This is a genomic window from Actinotignum sp. usb-actsch-rep-73 (assembly GCF_059082735.1).
Map to the genome: position 1 here is coordinate 18,453 of NZ_JBHNPV010000013.1, position 22,334 is coordinate 40,786.

Below are 22,334 nucleotides of genomic sequence, written 5' to 3' on the forward strand. Positions count from 1 at the left end.
TCAGACCTTCGTGTATTTAGCCAAGGAAACTGCGGACGCGATCAGTGCCAACGCAACCGCTGCGAGGATAAGGATCGGCGTCATAATCCACACTTGGGTGGCGCCGATAAAGCTGGTCCAGCTGAATGACGGAGCCAACCAGCCTTGGACAAGGAAGTGAACGCCGGCGAACAGTGTTCCCACTGCCAGGATTGCGCCGGCGATTGCGGCAAGCGCACCTTCGATCATGAAGGGTGCTTGGATGAACAGGTTCGAGGCACCGACGTAACGCATAATTTGTGTTTCCGTCTCGCGACTCATTGCCGACAGGCGGATCGTGGTCGAAATCAGCAGGATGGCCGCGATAATCATGACACCACCCAGGCCGAGGGCCATCAGGCGTGCAGCGTCAATGACGTTGAACAGTGGCTCGATAATTTCGCGCTGGTCTTTCACCTGGGAAACACCGGCAGCACCGGAGAATTCTTCCTTGATGATTGAGTACTGCTCGGGGTCAACGAGCTTCACGCGGAAGGAAACGGGCATCATGTCTACCGTTGTCCATTCGCTGATCGTGGAATCACCGTAGAGCTTCAAGTAGTTTTCGTACGCTTCTTCCTTGGATTCTTCGTATACGTTCTTCACGTACTGCGACATTTCCGCGGAATTGAGCTTGTCACGAACGGCGCTGATCTGAGCCTCGGTCGCTTCCGTTGCGTTACAGGACGGCGTTGCATCGTCGGTGGCGCACATGTAGATCGAGACCTCAATCTTGTCGTACCACTGCGATTTCATCTGCATGACCTGCATCTGCGATAGGCCAGCAACACCGACGAATAGGAGGGAAACGTAGGTGACGATGATGACGGCGACGGACATTGCACGGTTGCGCGCCAGTCCCTTGCCGACTTCAGAGAGAATAAAACGAAGCTTCATGGTTAGTTCACCGCCCCGTAGACGCCACGCGACTGGTCTCGGATGACGTGACCGCCTTGTAGCTCGATGACGCGCTTGCGCATCTGGTTCACGATGTCGGCGTCGTGGGTTGCCATGACAACCGTGGTCCCCTGGCGGTTAATACGGTCCAGAAGACGCATGATGCCAAGCGAGGTATCGGGGTCGAGGTTACCGGTGGGCTCATCCGCCAGTAGCAGTTCGGGACGGTTCACCATTGCGCGTGCGATTGCGACGCGCTGTTCTTCACCACCGGAGAGTTCGTGGGGCAGGCGGTTTTCCTTACCTGCCAGATCGACCAACGCCAGTGCTTCTGGGACGGCGGTCTTAATAGCGTGCTTCGGCTTACCAATCACCTGCATTGCGAGCGCGACGTTTTCGTACACGGTCTTTGATGGGAGCAAGCGGAAGTCCTGGAAGACGGTTCCGACTTGACGGCGAAGTCCTGGCACCGCCCAGTTACGGAGCTTGGAGACCTCTTTGCCGAGGACCCACACGTGACCGGAGGTTGCTTTAATTTCGCGCATCACAAGCTGAAGGAAGGTGGATTTGCCCGAGCCGGACTTACCGACAAGGAATACGAATTCTCCCCGTTCAACTTCCAAAGACACATGGTCGAGCGCAGGCTTCGCACCTGCGGTGTACACCATGGTTACGTCATCAAATCGAATCATTAGGCCGTCCAATTGAAGGTTATGGTCTCAATCAGACTAGGCAAGGTTTTCTAACGCGGGCTGAAGCGACACGCGCCGGATTCAGTTCCGTCCCCGCCACCTGTTAAAAAGGTGACGAGGGCGATACTTTCAGCGTTTTCTACGCCAACTGCTTCGCCGTGGCGCGAGCTTACGCTTCAGTGCAGTATGTCGACCGTGATCGACGAGGCCGACCAGCGTTCGCTTCTTTTCCCTGACTCGGGATCGGATCAGGTCAGGCCTCTGCCTGTTCGTTCGCTTGGTTCTTGCGCCAGCGGATGCCTGCGTTAATGAAGCCGTCAATGTCACCATCGAAAACGTTCTGCGGGCTACCGGATTCGAACTGGGTACGAAGGTCTTTCACCATCGTGTAGGGCTGGAGAACGTAGGAACGCATCTGGTCACCCCACGATGCCTTCACATCACCGGCGAGTTCCTTCTTCTTCGCCTGTTCTTCTTCATGGCGAAGGACAAGAAGTCGGGATTGGAGGACTCGAAGAGCGGCCGCTCGGTTCTGAATCTGCGACTTTTCGTCCTGCATCGACACGACAATGCCGGTTGGAATGTGCGTCATACGAACAGCGGAGTCGGTCGTGTTCACGGACTGACCACCGGGGCCGGACGAGCGGAAGACGTCGATCTTCAGTTCGTTTTCCGGAATTTCGATATGGTCGGTGGATTCGATCAGCGGGATAACTTCGACTGCCGCGAAGGAGGTCTGGCGACGTCCCTGATTGTCGAAGGGGCTGACTCGGACCAGACGGTGAGTGCCTGCTTCAACTGAGAGGGTGCCGTAGGCGTAGGGAGCCTGGACTTCGAAAGTTGCCGACTTCAAGCCAGCTTCTTCGGCGTAAGACGTATCCATCACCTTGGTCGGGTAGCCGTGGCGTTCTGCCCAACGCAGGTACATACGAAGCAGAATCTCTGCGAAGTCAGCGGCGTCAACACCACCTGCGCCGGAGCGGATCGTGATGACAGCATTGCGCTCGTCGTACTCACCATCAAGCAGGGTACGAATTTCGAGGTCGGAGATATCGGCCTTCAACGTGGCAAGATCTCCGTCGGCTTCTTCCAGGATCTCTGCGGATTCTTCAGGATCTTCACCTGCCATTTCAACCATGGCTTCAAGATCATCGATGCGATCCACCATCTTGGTCACGCGATCGAGTTCGCTTTGACGATGGCTGAGGGCCGAGGTCACTTCCTGGGCGTGTGACGGGTCATCCCACAAATCGGGGGCCGTTGCCTGCTTCTCGAGGTCTTCAATTTGGCTACGGAGCTTATCGGGTTGGACGACCGCGAGGACGTTCTCCATAGTCGTACGCAGGTTCTGGATCTCTTCTGAAAATTCTGTAGCCACGCCACTACACTAGTCGATTCAGAGCATCTGGTAGATACACCACTGCCCAGTAGCGGTATGAGGTTCAACCTACACACCGCCACCGGGCAGGGTTTGAAGCGTTCAGATGCTCACAATACGGCTGATCAGATCAGACCAAAATCAACCATCGAGTCAGCAACCTTCAGGAAGCCTGCAAGGTTTGCGCCAGCAACATAGTCTCCGGCCACACCGTATTCTTCGGCAGTTGCAACCGAGTGTGCGTGGATGTTCACCATGATCTGGTGAAGCTTCGCGTCGGTTTCCTCGAACGCCCACTGCGTACGACCCGAGTTCTGTTGCATTTCCAGAGCGGAGGTGGCAACACCACCCGCGTTCGACGCCTTGCCGGGAGCGTAGGCAACACCCGCGGACTGCAGGGCTTCAATCGCTTCCGGGGTGGTCGGCATGTTTGCGCCCTCGGCGACCAGCTGGACGCCGTTCTTAATCAGGGTGTTCGCGGCCTCAACGGGGAGTTCGTTCTGAGTTGCACACGGCAGAGCGACGTCACACGGCAGATCCCAGATGGAGCCGCCCGAAACAAATCGCGCTGAAGAACGTTCGCTGGCATAGTCGGAAACGCGGCCTCGTTGAACTTCCTTGATGTTCTTCAAAAGTGCAACGTCGATGCCAGCCTCATCCACCACGTAGCCGGAGGAGTCCGAGACGGCGATGACAGTCGCGCCCAGCTGCTGAGCCTTTTCAGTCGCGTAGATGGCAACGTTCCCAGAGCCGGAAACGACGACCTTCTTGCCGTCGAACGAGGTGCCCTTCGACTTCAGCATTTCCTCGGCAAAGTAGACCAAGCCGTAGCCGGTCGCTTCGGTACGCGCGAAGGAACCGCCCCAGTTCAGACCCTTGCCCGTCAGGACACCCGCATCGTAACGGTTGGTGATGCGCTTGTACTGGCCGAAGAGGTAGCCGATCTCGCGGCCACCAACACCGATGTCACCTGCGGGAACGTCGGTGTCGGGACCGATGTGGCGGTAGAGCTCAGTCATGAAGGACTGGCAGAAACGCATGACCTCAGCATCGGACTTGCCCTTCGGGTCGAAGTCAGAGCCACCTTTGCCACCACCAATCGGCAGGCCGGTCAGGGAGTTCTTGAAGACCTGTTCGAAGCCAAGGAACTTAATGATCGACAGGTTGACGGACGGGTGGAAGCGCAGACCGCCCTTGTACGGGCCGATCGCGGAGTTGAACTCAACGCGGTAGCCACGGTTCACCTGGATCTTGCCATTGTCGTCCATCCAAGGGACACGGAACATGATCTGGCGTTCCGGTTCGACAACGCGCTTGAAGATCTCAAGGTCAGCGTATTCAGGCTTGCGTTCGGCAAGCGGAGCAATCGTCAGCAGGACCTCGTAGACGGCCTGGTGGAATTCGGGCTGCCCCGGGTCGCGGGCAACAACGGCCTCGTAAACAGGTCGAAGAGTGTCGGACAAACGATTCATGTCAAGTGTGCTCATGCCCTAATTATGGGCATGTATTACACATACTTGACCATCCCTTTCCACATATTGACCCTTTCAAGAAAGATCACATACTTTGAACCTCTTCCCGAACCGGCCACTCACTACGGCATTCAGCCAAATCATCGGCGAGGCCGGCCTCGTCGACCACAAAAACCTGACGAAGCGCAAGCCGCACCATCGCTTCAGGCACACACCCATGTACCGTTAAACTGTGATGCGCCCGAAAACTCCGCTTGAACTTGCTGCCCTAGCGACCGCCGCTGTCCCCGGACTTTCCGTTGCGGGTCTGCGCGAACCACAATTTGCCGACGAGGTTCTTTCCGTCACCGGCATCATCGATTCAGCCGGCAATAAATGGACCGTCACCTGCCCGCACTCCAGCGTCGGCGGACTCGATTTGGACGCTCAGTCAGGCGTCCTCACCCGGCTGGCGAAAGCAAAAGACGCGAAGAAAATCCCCTTCGATGTCCCGCGAATCCACGGCACAACCCTGACCCCTGAAGGTGATCGTGTCATCGTCCACCAAGACCTTGGCGGGCACCCGATGAGCGACGACGACTTCGACAATCCGAACCTTCTTCCCGCTTCGCTCGGTAAAGCCCTTGCAACACTTCACAACCTTCCTCCGGTCATTTACACCGGCATTAACCTGCCCGCATACTCCGTCTCTGAATGTCGCGAACGCCATCTGGCGATGCTTGACGAGGTGGCGTCTCAGGTCCTGATTCCCGCGAACCTCTGGAACCGTTGGGAAGCAGCCCTTGAGGATCTGTCATTGTGGCGCTTCCCCGCAGCCCCGATCCACGGCGATATTCAAGGCAATTCCGTCATCGTCGAAGCTGGCATTGTTCGCGCGATGACTGGCTTCACTTCTGCGCACGTCGGCGATCCCGCTCAGGACATCGCGTGGGTTCTTGCGTCTGCATCGGATGCTTTCTTGGAGCGTTTCCGCGCCGCATATTCTCAGGAACGAACGGTTGCTGATCTGCAGTTATTTACTCGTGCGCAACTGTTGTCTGAGCTTGCTATTGTGCGCTGGCTGGTTCACGGCTTGCACGCGGAAGACCGAAGCATCATTTCTGACGCGCGCCACATGCTCAGTGAGCTTTCAACAGATCTAGGGGACGCGCAAATCGTTGAACGCCCGCATGCGCATGTTGCTCAGACGCAGGATTCTCAGGCTTCTGATTCTGGCACTACCGCACCTTCCGCCCCGTCGCCTGCATCTTCTGCTTCCGTGCCGTCGCCTTCCGTCTCCTCTGCCTCCGATTCTGCTTCTTCTTCGCGCCGGGCACCAGCTTTCTCCACGTCGTCCTTTGCTGGCGCGGAGCTTGCGAACCAGAAGACTGAGGTCATTGATTTCAACGCCGTAGCAGGCCGCCTCGACGCCGCCAATCTTTCAGATTCTGGCGATTACTTGGACTCCGGCGACTACGCAGCCCCGGATCGTTGTGCCGACGATAACTCTTACTCTGAAGTCGATGCTGATTGTGATCAGGACGCGCCCGAAGAAAAGGCGAGTCTTGCAACACGATTTGGTTTGCCAGCATCACTTTTCACCAGGTTTGGGCGTCATGGGCGTCACGGGCACGACGTTGAAACGTTGCTTGCGGACTACGACGATGCCAATAAGCGCGTGGATGATGACCGCGCAGATGATGACGATCCGCAACAGTCCGGTTCTCAGTCAGAATCCGATTCGGCTTCCACGTCTTCGGCTCCCTCGCCTTCGTCCGTCTTACGCGCTTCTACCGATGTGAACGAGGCTCCGACTGAGCGCCTGCACTTCTTGGATCAGGAGTAATGGCCAGAGACTGAAGCAAGTTCCGGCGAAGCATATTTGGCGCATTTGTTCGTGCCCACGCGGTGTCCGTGTGGGCACGAACTGTCGTGTGGGCACGAACTGTATTTTGCGCCTAGGCCCGCTTCAAGGTCCTTTTCACTTCGTCTTCTAGGCTTTCTTCGAGGCCTGCACCACCTAGTTTCACCAGATCATCAAGGGAAACAGTTGTGTTAGCGTCCACGAAGGCAAGCATCGGAGTGATTGATTCTTCCGCGAGCCCGGTGAGTTGCGACCAGGCCAGCCGGTAGAGGCGGAGCTGAGTCGCGTAGTAACGCAGTGTTTCCTTCTTCGTGTTCCTGTGTGGAGCCCGCCCCGTCTTCCAGTCGACGATGATTGTTTTACCGTGTTTATCTTCGAAGACAGCGTCGATCCTGCCATTGACTGAAATATCAGCGACCTTGACGCTGAATGCTTCTTCGATGGCGATCGGTGTGCCCGTTTTGACGATGGGAAGCTCGACGAAGTTGTCCTGCATGTGTCGCAATCGGGCGCGTTCGTGATCATCAAGGGTCTCGATCCCAGCAACGGGCTCATCGCGTTCTTCTGGGCTGGCAAGATGCAGTTGTCGTTCAACCCACGCGTGGAAAATCGTTCCAAGCGTTGCGCTGTCGCTGGGTTGAGCGGGCATGGGTCTGCGCATATCCAGAGCAAACGCGTCGATGTCTTCGAGCATCTTTGAAACCGAGGTTGCCGGAATATGATCCTGGTGGATCACCATGGTTTCTTTGCTTGATGCAAGTCGATGTTCCTCAATGAGCGCTGTCACGTCTTTAACGCGCTGAGATTCACCCAAGGCGTCGAGCAGTTCGAAGACGTCGGCGTCCGTTTTCAGCTCTGCTTGAGCTTGTCGCACGCGCTGGGCTCCTTTGGCGACCGCTTGACGTGATGGACCAATTTCGAAGGGGAAGTAGATGGTGTCTTCCTCACTGTCTTGCGCAAACGACTCCGATGTTGGAGCTTCGGGAATGACGTCGTTTAAGCCGTCGATTCGTTTTTGAAGTTCCTGCAACTCGTTGCCGTCTTTGACATCCACGTTTCCGTTTGCCCACACGACTTGCCCTGTCGCCAAGGTCTGTTCGAAGTCTTCGATCATCGCATGCCGTGATGCCATGAGGTAGCGGGAAGGGTTTCGTAGGGTTTTGCTCTCATCCAGCCACGAGCCGATGAGGAGTTGCGTGTGGCGTGCTCGTGTCATTGCCACGTATGCCAGACGACGTTCTTCCCTTTCTACGTGTGCACCAAGTTCCGGCCCATACACGGTCTTTAACCACTTTGAGAATCCTGCGGATGGGGTGCGTCCGTTAGAAACATCAATGGTGAAAGGTGGGAGGTCGCCATAGTCACCTCGCAACGGATGCGGGAGTTCTTCAGGAGCCATGACCCAGCCGGTTTGGGCTGGAGGCTCGTCCCGCCAATACACGCTCTTGCTACGGTGCGAGGGGAAAATTGTATCGGACATTCCAAAGACAATGACGCTATCCCATTCCAGGCCTTTGGATCCGTGCACTGTCAGGATCTGCACTGCGGACGGGTCCGGTTGAACGTCAACGCCTTTGAGCCCTGCCGGATCGCTTTCTGCAACGTTCAGCCATTCGACAAGACCAGCAAGAGTGGGGTTATCAACGCTTGATTCGTATTCTGCAATCTGGTCGATAAAGGCATCGAGCGATTCCCTAGCACCTGAACCCAGCGGGTCGGCGATCGCATCATCGAGGATCCCCATGATCTGGCTTGCTCGTTCTGCGAGTTCAACCAGCCCATGCCCACGCAACGAGCGTAGTTTTCGCAGGCGCTCTCCGAGGCGAAGAACGCGACGATATCCACCTTCAGAGAACGATGGACCATCAAGCGCCTCCGTCTGCGCATCCGATTCTTGAGGAGCATCGTTGGCACTCTCTGCAACGGAATCGGATTGTGACGATCCCGCTTGACGATTCGTAGACGTCCATCCCACTTCCGGAGGAGAATCAACGGCTGACAGAAGCACGCCCTCATACGGAGTTCCTCTGCTCTTACGGTTCAGACGGCTTGCCCACTGCCCCAGCAAACGCAGGTCGGACGCTCCGATATCTTCACGAACAAGGAGTCTCAACAGGGCAGGAGATGCATCTACTGAGTTCGTAATCTCGAGGGCTGCACGCAGGTCAGCAACAACCGGTTGTTCCAGCAGTCCGCCGAGCCCGAGAACTTGGGTGGGAATGCCATGCTCGCGAAGTGCGCGGTCAATGGGAAGAAAGTGGCTCTTCTTGCGACAGAGAATGCCGATCTTCCACTCACTCCGATGGGTATTGCGAAGGCGTTGCACGTAGTCAACAACGTGCGCGATCTGAGCATCGCGATCAGCTTCATAGGCAATTTCAACATCGCCTTCAGTTGCCAATGTAGATTCGACGAGGACCGGAGACGTTGCAGCATGCGAATGTGAGCGAAGCGGTTTTGCCACTTCGTTGGCGCATACAAGGATCTGACGATCGTTACGCCACGCGGTTGATAGCGTCAGAGTCTGTTCCGGCTTGGGTTCTTCAGAACAGAAACGTTCCATGAATGATTCTAGCGAGGATGCCGAAGCACCTCTCCAGCCGTAGATTGCTTGGTTCGGGTCGCCGACGGCAGTCACCGCCTGGTCTTTGAAGAGCGTTGACAGGAGTTCCATCTGGATGACAGAGGTGTCCTGGAATTCATCGAGCAGAACAAGCCCATATTCTTTACGAATCTGTTGAACAACATCGGGCACGGTATTCACGATTCGAGTGGCCAGGATCAGCTGGTCTGAAAAATCCATGACTCCGAGTTCACGCTTACGGCGTTGGAACTGGGCAATGGGATCAAGGAGGGCGATACGAAGCTGGTTACGCGCCTGCACCTTACGCGCATCTTCGTTAGAATCGCCGACTTCGGTGAGTTCCGCTCCGAATTGTCCCAACTGTTCGCGAGCTTGTTCGATGCTGAGTCCATGCTCCCCCAACTGTCCGTTGAGGCTCAACGCCGTCGTGACCGCAGACGAAATCGTGATGTTCTCATCGAGGCGTTTCGGCCAATTCGTCATGATGTCTGTCATCAGCTGAACCGAACCAGCTTGGCTGAGCATTGTGACGTCAGGATTCAAGCCGATCCGTAAACCGTGTTCGCTGACAATCTGCCCCGCGAAGGCGTTGTAGGTCATTGATGTCGGTTCTTCATGCGGGTCGATCATCTTTGTTTTCGCAGAAGAATCATCATCGTTGCTGATCTTTTCCTTTTCGGAAGCTCCGATGCCAATGCTGAGTTTCTTCAATCGTGAACGTAGACGATCTTTCAGTTCACCTGCGGCTTTCTTTGTGAAAGTCAGGCCCAGAACACGCGACGCTGTGATGTCCGGTTCGTTGGCAACCGCCCAGAGAACGCGCATTGCCATCGTTTCCGTTTTGCCCGAACCCGCGCCAGCAACGACCAGCAGCGGGTGTAGAGGTGATTCGATGACTTTAATTTGCTCTGGGGTCGGATGGATTTTGGGGTTAATCAGTCGCTGGATCTCTTCAGCGCTATAGACATGCTGTGTCATTGTTCAGTCCACCGTCCTTCGACCGCTGTCTTGTGCAGGACATGAGCGCGCAAACACGCACCGTGAGCACTTCGTATTATCTGGTTTCGCCTGCAAGCGAATGCCACGCGCGATTTCTCCTGCGCTTTGAATAACGGCATGCCAGGCGCATTTTTCGTCTTCGTCAAGAACGCTTTGCGTGCGCTCTTGCAGTTTCTTTGCCAGAAAGACCAGCTTGGCACCGTTGACTTCACTGGCCTGACGGTCAAGCCCTAGGTCTGCACCGTTTGCGATCATCTGAGCGAGAGCAATCTGATAGATCGCCAGCTGAGCGTGATCTTTTGCTTCTTGTTTGGTCGCAACTTTTCCTGTTTTAAAGTCAACAATGTGAACGCGACCATCGGGGTCAACCTCAAGGCGATCCAGGCGTCCACGGATCGTGACGCCATCCATGTCGACTTCGATCGCCCGTTCGGTAGCAATCTCAATGTCGTGCGGACATTGCGCGAGGTATTCAGCAAGATGCTCAACCTTGTCGAGGGCGGCATCTTTAAACTCAATTCCGCCCCAGGTCTGCATATCGATATCGATTCTTTCTAGCTCCTGGAGCAGGTGGGATTGGAGTTCTTCTGTGCTCCCGCGAGGGAAGACTTCAGCAAGCTCGTGGATTATTTGCCCAACTGATTGAGCATTCGTGGCACGAGGCTGCGCACCGATAGACGAGAAGAACCAGCGAAGAGGACAATCCATCATCGCTTCGATACGCGACGGAGAAAGAACAACGCGTTGAGAGGCAATGCGTTGCTGGGAAGTCAGCGGACCTTCACCAGTCCATTCATCGGGGTCCGCCGAGGAAATGCCTTCTCGAGCCAAAAGAGCAAGAAGAGATGCTGCCGTCGCTTCGTCTTCGCTTTCATCGGGCGCAGATGCAGCACGACGGAGTTCAGCGATCTGACCTTCGAGGTTCAAAGGAGCAGGTGCCGGAGTCGGAACTGCTATGTCACCGCCCTCTTGGCCTTCAGGATTCACAAGAATCGCGTAAAAGCGTGAAGGCGCATAGTCTTCAGCGACGACAACACCAAGATGCAGATATGTTGAACATCGAGAAACTGCGGCTGCCAGCAGACGACGTTCGTCATCAAGGACAGCTCTGCGCGCCACCTGAGGTTCATCGAGAAGAACACGCCCATTCGCGCCGTCACCTGTCCTACCTAAAGCAACATCCGCCAGCAGGTCACCACGCATCGCGCGTGTGCGCAGGCGCGTATTTGGCCACACACCGTCTTGCAACCCCATGAGGACGACTACGCTCCAATGGCGACCCATCGCTTGTGCCGGAGTAATCACACGGACACCGTCAGGCCGTACTGCAACGCGACTGATCGTATCGATGGGGACAGTGTGATCAAGCAGTTCTTTTGCGAAATCGCGGGCGTTCCCATCAGGGTTACGTTGCTCCCAGACGTCTGCCACGCGCATCAGGGAGAGAACAGCGTCCAGCTGGTCGTCGTACCACGATGAGTCCTGATCATTGGCTAGAGCGCGCTCTTTCCAGTCGTCACCAACATTTGCCGCATCCCACAGCGTCCATAGAAGCTGACGTGGACGCTGTTCTTGATCCGTTGAAATGCCCCACATCTGCGCCGCGCGTTGCAATTCCGGCGGAACAAAACCGATGTCCTCGTTCGTCAAAAGATCCGGCTGGCTCATCAACGTGGAAGCCGTAACCAGCGGAGCATCCTGGACGCTTGCACCCATCCATGCGCTGACCCGTTGAAGAAGCGAATAGAGTTTCATCCCATCGCATTGGATCAGTGGCGAATAAATAAGAGCCTCTGCACATTCATCGCCACGCGCCTGCGGGTGAGAACTCATCAGCTCAAGAAGAATGCGAGTTGTTGCAATACTCCGGAAATCGAAGGCAGTAGAGTGCGAGGTAACTGGGATTCCACCGCGACGTAAATAGCGACGAGTTTCTTCAGCGAGGGCCTCTGATCTGACGATGACGACCTGATCCTCCCACGCAATCTTGTCGTGCAAGAAGTGGGCACGCAGGGCATGCGATACGTGTGCACCAAGCTGCGCGTATGAGCCACCAACGTGGGTGATTACCTTGCCGTCGAGCTTCTGAGCCTGCGGAGCAACCCCGCATTGACGCCGAGGATTGTTGTCCGAATGCGCAATGCCCTGGGCGATCACCTTGTAGCGTTCACGCAGAACGGGCGCGGTTGTGTACACGTCACCCAGCTCATGAGAATTCAGATGGAGCGTCTTTTCAAGGCGACCGTCCAAATGGGGCTCACCACCACGGTACGTAGCGACGGCAACATCTGAGTCAGCAAAAGCGACAATACGACTACCCAGCTGATGCAGTTGGGCGAGCAGAGTGATCGTGGATGCCGTACAGTCCTGCAGGTCGTCGACGATGACGAGGTCAGGAAGTGGCCGTTTGCCCGTGATACCCAGAGAAGCAGCTTTGTCCTGCCACTGTCCAAGAACATCTGCTGCCAGGGCTTGGATACGAGAAATGTCAACCGCCAGTGTGCCCTGATACTCAAGAGCGAATTGAGGTTGTTCAAGGTAGCGTCGGAGCAGTTCACCGGCTGCGACCCACTGGGGTTTATCAAAGTCATGACCGGCGCGACTGAGCGCGATACCGTCCATTCCGGCTTCACCCGCGCGCGAAAACAGATCCCTGAGTTCATCGCGGAAAGCAGACATTCCGCGCATTTCCTGCGAGATTGAGTCCGGCCATGCAATATCAGCTGATTCTAGTAGATCTTGGATCAGCTGATCCTGCATTGCGCCGGTGACAAGCTCAATGCCACCCAGGGGTTCTTGACGTTCAACGCGCCACTGATTCACAATCCGATACGCGAAAGCTGACAGGGTACGAACAGGTCGAAGAGTACGGGGAGCAAAAAACTGAGCCCGAGGGGTCATGATCTGCGCACGAACGCGGTCAGGAACAATGATGACGGCATCTTCGCCTTTTTCAATTGCACGGCGGAAGACTTCTAACGCACATGTCGACCGCCCCGAACCTGGCGCACCACGAACGATAAGAGAATGCATTTCCGCTGAATCGCATGCCTGTTTCTGAGCATGATTCAGCGGCGGAATATCCGCCCATCCATGCGGGCGCGTAGCAATCTGTACGTTTATTTCGCTCATAGGGTAATCATCTCAGGAGGCATGTAGAAACCAATGTGCATAGCATTAAAGTCAGGTTCGAAAAACAGATCACTCATTGAGTGAAGGAGTGGGTATGAATATCATCGTCGGCGTTCGCGAAAGCACTCGTGAACTGCATCTTGAGTTGGATCTGACCGCTGATGAGCTGACTGCAAAGGTCGCTCAAGCGCTCACAGGCGACTCTCTTCTGGATCTGACGGACGCCGAGGGCGCTCGTTATCTTGTGCCCGGACACGCGCTGACTTTCGTGCAGATTGCCGACGAGCCCAAGCGGCGCGTTGGCTTCATGATCTGAAGCCCGGTCTTCATACACTGAACGCTCTTCCGCAGCTCGCAGAAGAGCGTTCAGGTGTGTCAGGCTGAGAGTTGACGCTGTTAGGCCTTCAGATGAATCTGCTCCATACGTTCACCGTGACGCTTGGTGACGAATGCGACGATCGCATCAACAGTGTCGGGGTCTTGGCCAAGGGCGGGGTGCGTAAACAGTGTTGCGCGCACTAGAGCGAATGCTTCACCTGCGACGCGTCGCGCCCACAAGGACAGGCGGGCGCCGAGTTGCTCGTCTGCGGAGATCAGCGGAGCGATATTGTCACGAACCCACTCCCCCTGCGTGACATCCCAGTTTCCGGCTTCTTCGATGAAGAGTTCGTGCCGGCTAGCGATTTCGCCGAGCAGGTCAGAGATGATTCCCATGGTCACGTAGGTTTTCACTGAGCGTTCGAACCATGTTGTCGGGCGTGTGCGAGCATCCAGATCGTCGTAGAGACCGTTGTACTGCCCAGCTGCTGCAGGCAGGTCGATGTCACGGTTCGTACACCAGGCTTCAAGCTGGGTGAAGAGTTCAAAAGCCCGTGCGGACATACGCGCATGCTCGATATGGGCTTCGATGGTCGGCGCTTGATCGCCGTCCTTTGACAGTCGCGTCATTGCGGCGAGTGCCGTGAACGCGAGCAGACCGATTACTTCAATATCTGCGGCTTCAACCGCACCGTTTTCAGTAGCCATGTTCTCAGCCTAGCCTCGTCTGCACTCCCCCGATATCTCAATCGCGAAGACGGATGTCCACGCAACCTGCGCCCTTTCCCCACCCCGTGCGCATACTGAACGTGCGCACCCGGGCGGTCGGGGTGGCCTCGTGAATGTAGTGTGACCATATCCTCGGGCTGAAAACTGAGATGCCAACGTACAATGGGAGTGACCATAGCTGACCGGTCGCTTTGAATACCACGTTTTTGCGCGCGCTTGGCGCCTCGATAATGCGCGATCGGCTGCTACCCCCACCCCGGCGTTTCCGGGAGAGAAGGCAGATCGTGACTTCCACGAATACCCAGGGCACCGATGTGCCCGTTGAAAAAAATGACGAGGCCACCGCATTCACTCAAGTAGCTGACGTGCAGGAGGCAAGCAAGCCGAAAACCGTTGAATACTCCGCAGGCGTTGTCCGCCTAGGCACTATTGTTCCGGTCGCTGTTGAACCCGAAGCAACGCCGGACGTTGTGGACACGGGCGACGAGGATCTTGAGCACAAGTCCTTCGCTGATTTTGGCGTGACCGACCCGATCGTTGACGCGCTGGAAGATAAGGGAATCACGCACCCGTTCCCCATTCAGGCGCTGACGCTTCCGCCGGCTCTTGATCGCCACGACATTATTGGTCAGGCGAAGACGGGTACGGGCAAGACGCTCGGTTTCGGTATTCCGGTTCTGGAAGACGTTATTGCTCCTGATGAAGAGGGCTATGACGAATTGCTGAACCCGAACATGCCTCAGGCTCTGATCATCCTGCCGACACGCGAGCTGACGAAGCAGGTGGCCACTGACCTGCGCGAGGCTGCCGCCTACCTGTCGACACGCATCGTGGAAATTTACGGTGGTGTCGCGTTCGAACCTCAGATCGAGGCGTTGAAAAAGGGCGCGGACATTGTTGTGGGCACGCCCGGTCGTCTGATTGACCTGCTCCGAAAGGGTGTTCTGCATCTGAACGGTGCCGAGACGGTCGTTTTGGATGAGGCCGACGAGATGCTCGACCTGGGCTTCCTGCCCGACGTTGAGACGTTGCTTGCACGCACTCCCGCGAACCGCCACACGATGCTGTTCTCGGCAACCATGCCCGGCCCGGTTGTGGCTTTGGCTCGTAAGTTCATGGAACAGCCGACGCACATTCGCGCTCAAGATCCCGAGGATCAGAACCAGACCGTGAACTCCGTCAAGCAGGTGATTTACCGTGTTCACGCAATGGATAAGGTCGAGGTTGTCGCGCGAATCCTCCAGTCTGAGGGCCGTGGCCGTTCGATCATTTTCTGTCGCACGAAGCGCACTGCTGCCCGCCTTGGCGAGGATCTGACGGAGCGTGGTTTCGCAGTTGGTTCGTTGCACGGTGACTTGGGTCAGGGTGCTCGTGAGCAGGCTCTGCGTGCTTTCCGTAATGGCAAGGTGGACGTGCTCGTTGCCACCGACGTTGCTGCACGAGGCATCGACGTTGACGACGTCACCCACGTCATTAACTACCAGTGCCCCGAAGACGAGAAGATTTATATCCACCGTATTGGCCGTACCGGTCGCGCAGGACATTCGGGCGTCGCGGTCACGTTCGTGGACTGGGATGATACGCCACGTTGGTCATTGATTTCGAAGGCGTTGGGCTTGGGGGTTCCAGAACCGCTGGAGACCTACCACACCTCTGACCACCTGTTCACCGACCTTGATATTGCACCGGAAACCACGGGTCGCCTGCCACGCGCCCAGCGTAAGCTTGCGGGCTTGAACGCCGAGGTCCTAGAGGACTTGGGTGGTTCTTCACCGCGTGGCGTTCACGGTTCACGAGGCCGCTTAGGCCGTTCGGGTGCTCGCTCTGGTTCGGGGCGCGGAGGTAGCAAGGGTGGATCCGGTTCGAAGGGGCGGTCGCACTCACCGGAACGTAATCGCCGTTCAAAGGACGGGGATCGCGAGTTCCATGCGGGCCAGCAGGGTCGTTCTGACCGTGGCACGAAGGGGCGTGGTCGTGGCAACCACACGCAGGCTCCGCGCACTGAAGGCTCAGCGCCGAAGGCTCGGCGTCAGCGTGTGCGCCGCCGTAAGGACAAGGGTGGCAGCGCCGAATAAGGCATTCATTCTTGCCTCTCATCTTTCTTGAGCATTGGGTTGTGTAAAACGCTCCCATTGGGAGGCTCGCACGTGTATAGTGGCACTTAACTGATTCCCAGTAAGCGCCGACTCGTTAGCGGCGTTGAATGCTCCACCGGGTCACTCTTTCGAGTGGCCCGGTCTTTTTGTTCCCTCTGTTTTCTCTGATGAGAGGGCTGATACCTGAATAAGACGCGAATGCAATTTCATTTCTACATGGTCTATGTCACTATAAAAACATGTTTTGCAAGGACGCTTCTCAGCAGCTTCGTTACCGTGTTGGCATTGACGTAGGCACACACTCCATTGGTTTTTGTGCGGTTGAGGTCGATGAATCGGGTATGCCGATTCAGCTTTTGAACTCAATGGTGCATATGCACGATTCAGGCATTGATCCTGGTGGAAATAAGACTGCGACGACTCGCTTGGCAGAAGCTGGGGTAGCAAGACGAACGCGTCGACTCATCCGCCGTCGCAAGAAGCGCCTACACGAGCTTGACGCCTTCATTGAAGAATGTGGCTGGCCACTGGTTGATCTCGCAACTATTACTGACGCACGTTCTCCGTGGCGAATTCGTGCACGTCTTGCAACGGAACACATTGACGATAAAGCAGAACAAGACAAGCTACTGTCGATTGCGCTCCGCCATATGGCACGTCATCGTGGGTGGCGTAGCCCCTATGCTCGTATTTCGTCTCTTCACATTCAGGCGGATCCTTCCGAGCAGTTGAAGGCTCTTGCTGAACGGGTTTCTGAAAAGACAGGTATTTCCTTAACAGCCGATCAGACTCCTGCGCAGCTCATCTCTGTCTATCTTGATGTGTTTGAAACAGGCAAGTTGCGTGGCCCAAAGGGAATCTTGGGTGGCAAGCTCATGCAGTCTGATAACGCGAATGAGCTTCGGCGTATTGCTACCGTTCAGGGGCTTGATAATGATCTCCTGAAGAAGATCATTGGCTTTGTTTTTGCTGCCGAATCGCCGAAGGGAAGCGCCGCTAAGCGGGTCGGTAAAGATGTTTTACCGGGAGCACACGGGCTTCGTGCAGAGAAAGCTCATCCTGCGTTCCAGCAGTTCCGTATCGTCAGCATCGTCCAGAATCTACGTATCAAAGAAGGGACAGAGCTTCGTGCACTAACCCCAGAAGAGACGGAGATTGTTGTTGATTTCCTGAATCAAGCTGGTCTCACTGAGGCTCCGACATGGGAAGAGGTCGCCGATAATCTTGAGATTCCGCGTTCACATCTGAAAGGAACAGCCACCGAGGGGTTCGATGGGATTGCTCCCAGTACACGACCACCTTTTGATGTCACATCGCAGAAGATTCTCAATGGAAAGCTGAAGAAGCTCTCCGCATGGTGGAAAGATGCTGATTACGATCACCGCTGTGCCATGGTGAACGCTCTGTCCAACGTGGGCTCTGATGACGAGGGGTCGCTTGCTGATGACGACGTGCGCGAGTTCCTGTCTGATTTCACTGATGAAGAGCTAGAGGCTCTAGATAAAGTTGAATTGCCTGGTGGTCGCGCAGCCTACTCTGTTGATTCGTTGGAAAAACTGACCAATACGATGCTGTCCGAAGGGTGCGATCTGCACTCTGCTCGTAAGATCGCCTTCGGGGTGGATGATTCGTGGACTCCCCCAGCCGAGCCGATTGGACAGCCTGTTGGAAACCCAGCCGTTGATCGTGTTTTGAAGCAGGTTGCGCGTTGGATTAGTGCTGCAACAAACCAGTGGGGAACTCCAGAATCGGTCAACATTGAGCATGTCCGAGACGCTCTCGGTAGCGAAAAAGCTTCACGCGAATATCAACGTTCTTTGCAAACGCGCCGTAATCGCAACGAGAAAATCTTCGCTGAAATGCGTGAGCGTCTCGATATTGGTGGAAAGCCTCGTGGGTCAGAGCTGACGCGTTATTTGGCTCTACAACGACAGAATTGCCAATGCCTGTACTGTGGCATGCCGATTACCTATACCGATGCTGAGATGGATCACATTGTTCCTCGAAAAGGTGCTGCATCAACAAACACTCGTGAAAACCTTGCTGCTGTTTGCCGAGCGTGCAATCACCAGAAGTCGAATCTTCCCTTCGCTGTCTGGGCTGAACAGACTAAACGACCAGGAGTCAGCCTGAAGGAAGCGTACAAGCGCGTCAGTGATATGAGGATTGAACCCGGCATGAATGGTCGTGAAATGAACGACTTCAGGAAGGCGATTCGTCTGCGTCTGAAAACGAAGCATGCTGATGCGGAGATCGATGGTCGATCGCTGGAATCTGTTGCGTGGATGGCGAACGAACTACGTCATCGCATTGAGGGCTTCTACCGTTCAGCAGAAAACGATGTGACGGTTCGGGTGTTCCGTGGTGCTGTAACTGCAGAGGGACGTCGCGCATCTGGGTTTGAGAGCCGAGTTAATCTGATCGGCGGAAAGGGTAAAACGCGTTTGGATCGGCGCCATCATGCGATGGATGCATTAACGATTGCTTTGATGGAGCCCGGGATTGCTCAGACTATTGCACTACGCATGAATATGCGCCAGTCCCAGCGAGTACTAGGTGAACAGGAAACCTGGAAGTCCTTTACCGGCGGAAGTGATACCGCACGGAAGCGTTGGGAACACTGGTGCGAGGAAATGGTTCGTGCCTCTGAGTTGTTCAATGTTTTCTTAGCAGAAGATCGCATCCCGATCTGCCAGAACAAACGTCTTCGACTTGGCTCTAGTTCGATGCACGAGGACACTGTGAAGCCTTTTAAAGCATCCGATAAGCGCATTGTCAGCGATGCGATGCCAGTGGAGCTGATTGACCGCGCCTCGACTCCTGCTTTGTGGACAGCACTGACACGAGATCCGGATTTCGATCCAAAGGAAGGTTTGCCAGCGAATCCTTCGCGCACTATTCGTCTTCACGACAAGCGTTTGGGTCCGAACGAAACCGTGGATTTTTTCCCGACTGCAGCCGCTTATTTGGCTATTCGTGGAGGCTACTGCGAGATCGGAGCTGGGATCCATCACGCTCGCATCTTCCGTATCTCGGGTAAGAATACAACGTATGCGATGTTGCGTGTCTATCAGTGCGATCTGGTGCGCTTCCAGAAGGAGGATCTATTGACTGTTGAACTTCCAGCAAACACGATCAGCGTGCGCACGGCAGTTCCGAAGTTGAGGGAGGCCCTCGCTAATGGAACAGCTGAGCAAATTGGCTGGCTAGTTGTCGGGGACGAGTTGAAGATTGATCCGTCTGGATTCACGACAGGACAGATCGGAACCTTCAATGAAACCTACCCGCAGGCAACGAGGTGGGAGGTTACTGGGTTCCCAGATAAAGCTAAACTCGGTTTGAAACCACTGCTCATCGCAAGCGAAGGCTTAGCTGACGACGCCCCAGACGACATCGTTAAAATCGTAGAAACGAAAGGCTGGCGGCCTGCTATTGATAAACTTCTGAAAATTGGGAATGTTTTTCTGTATCGACGTGATACGCACGGAAAACCACGAGTAGTTTCACACCGTTCCCTTCCCCTTTCGAGTAAGTTGCAATAGGGATGAGTAGCCAGTGGCGGATACTGGACTTCACCTCTTTTGAAGGGAAGATCCACTCGGACGACGGTGCCATTGTTGTCGTTAATTCTGATGGCGTGAGCCAACGAGTATCCGTTGCTGATGTTGCCGTTGTTCTGATCGGAATGAAGGTCTCGTTTTCTGCAGGTGTAATCCATCGATTAACGGACAAAGATATCGCTGTATTGTTCTGCGACTGGCGCGGAGTTCCAGAATCGGGAGCCTTTTCATGGTCAGAGCACACTCGTGTTGGAGCACGCCACAAAGCACAGCTCGAGTTGAGTCTGCCTCGCAGGAAAAATGCTTGGGGACGTATTGTTCGCTCAAAGATTCAAGGGCAGGCAGCAGTTCTGCGAAATCTCAATAGGCCTGGAGCGCAAGAATTAGAACACATCGCTGGCCAAGTTCGTTCGGGTGACCCTAGCAATCTTGAAGGGCAAGCAGCGCGCATCTATTGGAGTAAGTTTTCAGACACTCTCGGAAAACGAACACCAGGAATCGGCGCATTATTTGGCCCCAATTCCTGCCTCGATTATGGATATGCGATCCTACGTGGCCATGGAATCCGAGCTGTTCTTGCCGCTGGTCTTGGACCTGCGAATGGGGTTTTCCATCGAGGGCGTTCAAATATGTTCAACCTTGTTGATGATCTGATTGAACCATTTCGACCATGTATTGATGAGATTGCGATGTTCCTTCCGGCAGATGCTACTCCTTCGGATCGAAGTGTGAAGAAACGCTTGGTTGCAGCTGCAATGCAGACGTTCAATGATGCCGGAAGTGTTCCACGTGTCTTATTAGATCTCGCCCAACAGTATGGGCGTTATGTCGAAGGAGATATTGAAAAACTCCCGGTTCCTTCGTGGCAGGGGCCATCAGCGTTGAATACGGATCTCAAGAATGCCTGATTCTCCGATGTGGTGTGTTGCGATGTTTGATTTGCCTGTTTTAACGGCTCCGCAGCGTCGTGAGGCAACACGTTTTCGAAAATTCTTGCTTGATCGCGGTTTTTTGATGGTTCAGTTCAGTGTGTACGTAAAGTATTGGCCGACTGGCGGAATCGATATGACGACGATCAAAGCGATTAAGGGATCCTTGCCAACGGGAGGGAAGGTTCGGGTGCTTGCCGTGACTGATCGCCAGTGGTCGTCTGCTTACTGTTTTGAGAACGCACGTGAGCAAGTAGCAGATGAGGCGCCAGAACAATTGATGATTTTCTGACGCCTCAAAGGCACTTTCCCGCGCTATTCTGCGGAAAACCACAGGCTCTAAAGAATATCAAGAGTTCTGGTAACTGATTCCCAGCTTCGGCTGTGTCGAGACCGAAGTATTTAAAAGAATATCAAGAGTTCTGGTAACTGATTCCCAGCACTTCGTTGGCGCGGACGTATCCGACGAAAAGAATATCAAGAGTTCTGGTAACTGATTCCCAGCCGGCCGAAAAATGGACGATCCTCAAAAAAAAGAATATCAAGAGTTCTGGTAACTGATTCCCAGCAGCGTCAACGTTATTCCCGCATATTGGAAAAGAATATCAAGAGTTCTGGTAACTGATTCCCAGCCTTCAAATGCGCGACGGCGCAGGTCGTTAAAGAATATCAAGAGTTCTGGTAACTGATTCCCAGCATGAATGTGATCCGCCATCTGACGAAGCAAAGAATATCAAGAGTTCTGGTAACTGATTCCCAGCCGCGCTAAACAGATAGTGGCAGACCTTGAAAGAATATCAAGAGTTCTGGTAACTGATTCCCAGCCGCGCCACGCGTCAAGGGTCAGCTGTGAAAAGAATATCAAGAGTTCTGGTAACTGATTCCCAGCCACACGAGGTTGCGGAATGAGTACTGGGAAAGAATATCAAGAGTTCTGGTAACTGATTCCCAGCCGTGGAAGGCGTTGCAGGCGCAGGCGGGAAAGAATATCAAGAGTTCTGGTAACTGATTCCCAGCCGTCGAGCGTGCTCATAAGCACCCCCGAAAAGAATATCAAGAGTTCTGGTAACTGATTCCCAGCTGAGCGTGTGGGCGTCGGTTTCGGCGTCAAAGAATATCAAGAGTTCTGGTAACTGATTCCCAGCCGAGCGTCATACGGTCGCCGGTTGGATTAAAGAATATCAAGAGTTCTGGTAACTGATTCCCAGCTACTTCTTCGACGGGGCCGATTAATGGTAAAGAATATCAAGAGTTCTGGTAACTGATTCCCAGCGCACGCGCTTGTTGGAGGCTATGAGCGAAAAGAATATCAAGAGTTCTGGTAACTGATTCCCAGCCCGGAAACGCAGGCCATGCCGTGGCCGGAAAGAATATCAAGAGTTCTGGTAACTGATTCCCAGCCGATCGCGAAGGCGGAGTCCGTGGCGTCAAAGAATATCAAGAGTTCTGGTAACTGATTCCCAGCCCGCCGTCGAAAAAGTCGCCGTAGAGCTAAAGAATATCAAGAGTTCTGGTAACTGATTCCCAGCGAGGTCGTCGTTTGTTCGCCTAGGGATGAAAGAATATCAAGAGTTCTGGTAACTGATTCCCAGCCTATGTCCCAAACCATCACTTCCAGCGTAAAGAATATCAAGAGTTCTGGTAACTGATTCCCAGCAAGCGCTATGCGTCCTTTCGTGGCTATTAA

At 54.7% G+C, this 22,334-nt stretch carries 13 protein-coding genes and 1 CRISPR repeat array; of the genes, 6 read left to right on the forward strand and 7 right to left on the reverse strand.

Features of this window, described 5'->3' with window-relative positions; translation table 11 throughout:
* The 4 genes from ftsX to gdhA form a co-directional block, all read right to left on the reverse strand.
* Positions 1-915 (reverse strand): permease-like cell division protein FtsX, encoded by a 915-nt coding sequence (gene ftsX / locus AC5RE1_RS00780; RefSeq protein WP_006680931.1) that lies wholly within the window; start codon positions 913-915, stop codon positions 1-3.
* A gap of 2 nt (positions 916-917) precedes the next feature.
* A complete protein-coding gene (ftsE, locus tag AC5RE1_RS00785; protein ID WP_006680930.1) occupies positions 918-1,607 on the reverse strand; it encodes a cell division ATP-binding protein FtsE in 690 nt (229 codons plus the stop codon).
* Positions 1,608-1,860: 253 nt separating this feature from the next.
* A complete protein-coding gene (prfB, locus tag AC5RE1_RS00790; protein WP_179370251.1) occupies positions 1,861-2,985 on the reverse strand; it encodes a peptide chain release factor 2 in 1,125 nt (374 codons plus the stop codon).
* Between the two features lie 125 nt (positions 2,986-3,110).
* Positions 3,111-4,472, reverse strand: coding sequence for an NADP-specific glutamate dehydrogenase (gene gdhA, locus AC5RE1_RS00795; protein ID WP_179370250.1), 1,362 nt, complete (start codon positions 4,470-4,472; stop codon positions 3,111-3,113).
* Positions 4,473-4,692: 220 nt separating this feature from the next.
* Here gdhA and AC5RE1_RS00800 point away from each other — a divergent pair, with 220 nt between their 5' ends.
* Positions 4,693-6,282, forward strand: coding sequence for a phosphotransferase (locus AC5RE1_RS00800; protein ID WP_218840500.1), 1,590 nt, complete (start codon positions 4,693-4,695; stop codon positions 6,280-6,282).
* Between the two features lie 112 nt (positions 6,283-6,394).
* On the opposite strand, the gene AC5RE1_RS00805 is transcribed toward AC5RE1_RS00800, so the two are convergent.
* Both AC5RE1_RS00805 and AC5RE1_RS00810 read right to left on the reverse strand, forming a co-directional pair.
* On the reverse strand, positions 6,395-9,862 hold the full coding sequence (locus AC5RE1_RS00805; RefSeq protein ID WP_179370248.1) for an ATP-dependent DNA helicase: 3,468 nt from the start codon (positions 9,860-9,862) through the stop codon (positions 6,395-6,397).
* A gap of 3 nt (positions 9,863-9,865) precedes the next feature.
* Positions 9,866-13,015, reverse strand: a complete 3,150-nt coding sequence (locus tag AC5RE1_RS00810) for a PD-(D/E)XK nuclease family protein (protein WP_179370247.1) — start codon at positions 13,013-13,015, stop codon at positions 9,866-9,868.
* Between the two features lie 94 nt (positions 13,016-13,109).
* Here AC5RE1_RS00810 and AC5RE1_RS00815 point away from each other — a divergent pair, with 94 nt between their 5' ends.
* Complete coding sequence (locus tag AC5RE1_RS00815) at positions 13,110-13,331, forward strand: DUF3107 domain-containing protein (protein ID WP_006680924.1); 222 nt, start codon at positions 13,110-13,112, stop codon at positions 13,329-13,331.
* 80 nt (positions 13,332-13,411) lie between these two features.
* On the opposite strand, the gene AC5RE1_RS00820 is transcribed toward AC5RE1_RS00815, so the two are convergent.
* Positions 13,412-14,041 (reverse strand): ferritin-like fold-containing protein, encoded by a 630-nt coding sequence (locus AC5RE1_RS00820; RefSeq protein WP_006680923.1) that lies wholly within the window; start codon positions 14,039-14,041, stop codon positions 13,412-13,414.
* Positions 14,042-14,346: 305 nt separating this feature from the next.
* Between AC5RE1_RS00820 and AC5RE1_RS00825 the strand changes: the two genes are divergently transcribed.
* From AC5RE1_RS00825 to cas2, 4 genes are all read left to right on the forward strand, one after another.
* Positions 14,347-16,137 carry a DEAD/DEAH box helicase gene (locus AC5RE1_RS00825; protein WP_464812903.1) on the forward strand — a complete coding sequence of 597 codons (1,791 nt, stop codon included), beginning with the start codon at positions 14,347-14,349 and terminating at the stop codon, positions 16,135-16,137.
* A 260-nt stretch (positions 16,138-16,397) separates the two neighbouring features.
* A complete protein-coding gene (gene cas9, locus AC5RE1_RS00830) occupies positions 16,398-19,700 on the forward strand; it encodes a type II CRISPR RNA-guided endonuclease Cas9 (protein ID WP_179370245.1) in 3,303 nt (1,100 codons plus the stop codon).
* A gap of 2 nt (positions 19,701-19,702) precedes the next feature.
* The gene (gene cas1 / locus AC5RE1_RS00835) at positions 19,703-20,626 is read left to right on the forward strand and encodes a type II CRISPR-associated endonuclease Cas1 (protein ID WP_103632374.1); all 924 of its coding nucleotides are present in this window, start codon (positions 19,703-19,705) and stop codon (positions 20,624-20,626) included.
* Positions 20,619-20,939, forward strand: a complete 321-nt coding sequence (gene cas2 / locus AC5RE1_RS00840; RefSeq protein ID WP_103632373.1) for a CRISPR-associated endonuclease Cas2 — start codon at positions 20,619-20,621, stop codon at positions 20,937-20,939. The genes cas1 and cas2 overlap by 8 nt, the downstream gene beginning before the upstream one ends.
* Before the next feature lie 49 nt (positions 20,940-20,988).
* Positions 20,989-22,304: a CRISPR direct-repeat array (repeat unit 36 nt; unit sequence AAAGAATATCAAGAGTTCTGGTAACTGATTCCCAGC).
* The last annotated feature ends 30 nt before the right edge of the window (positions 22,305-22,334 follow it).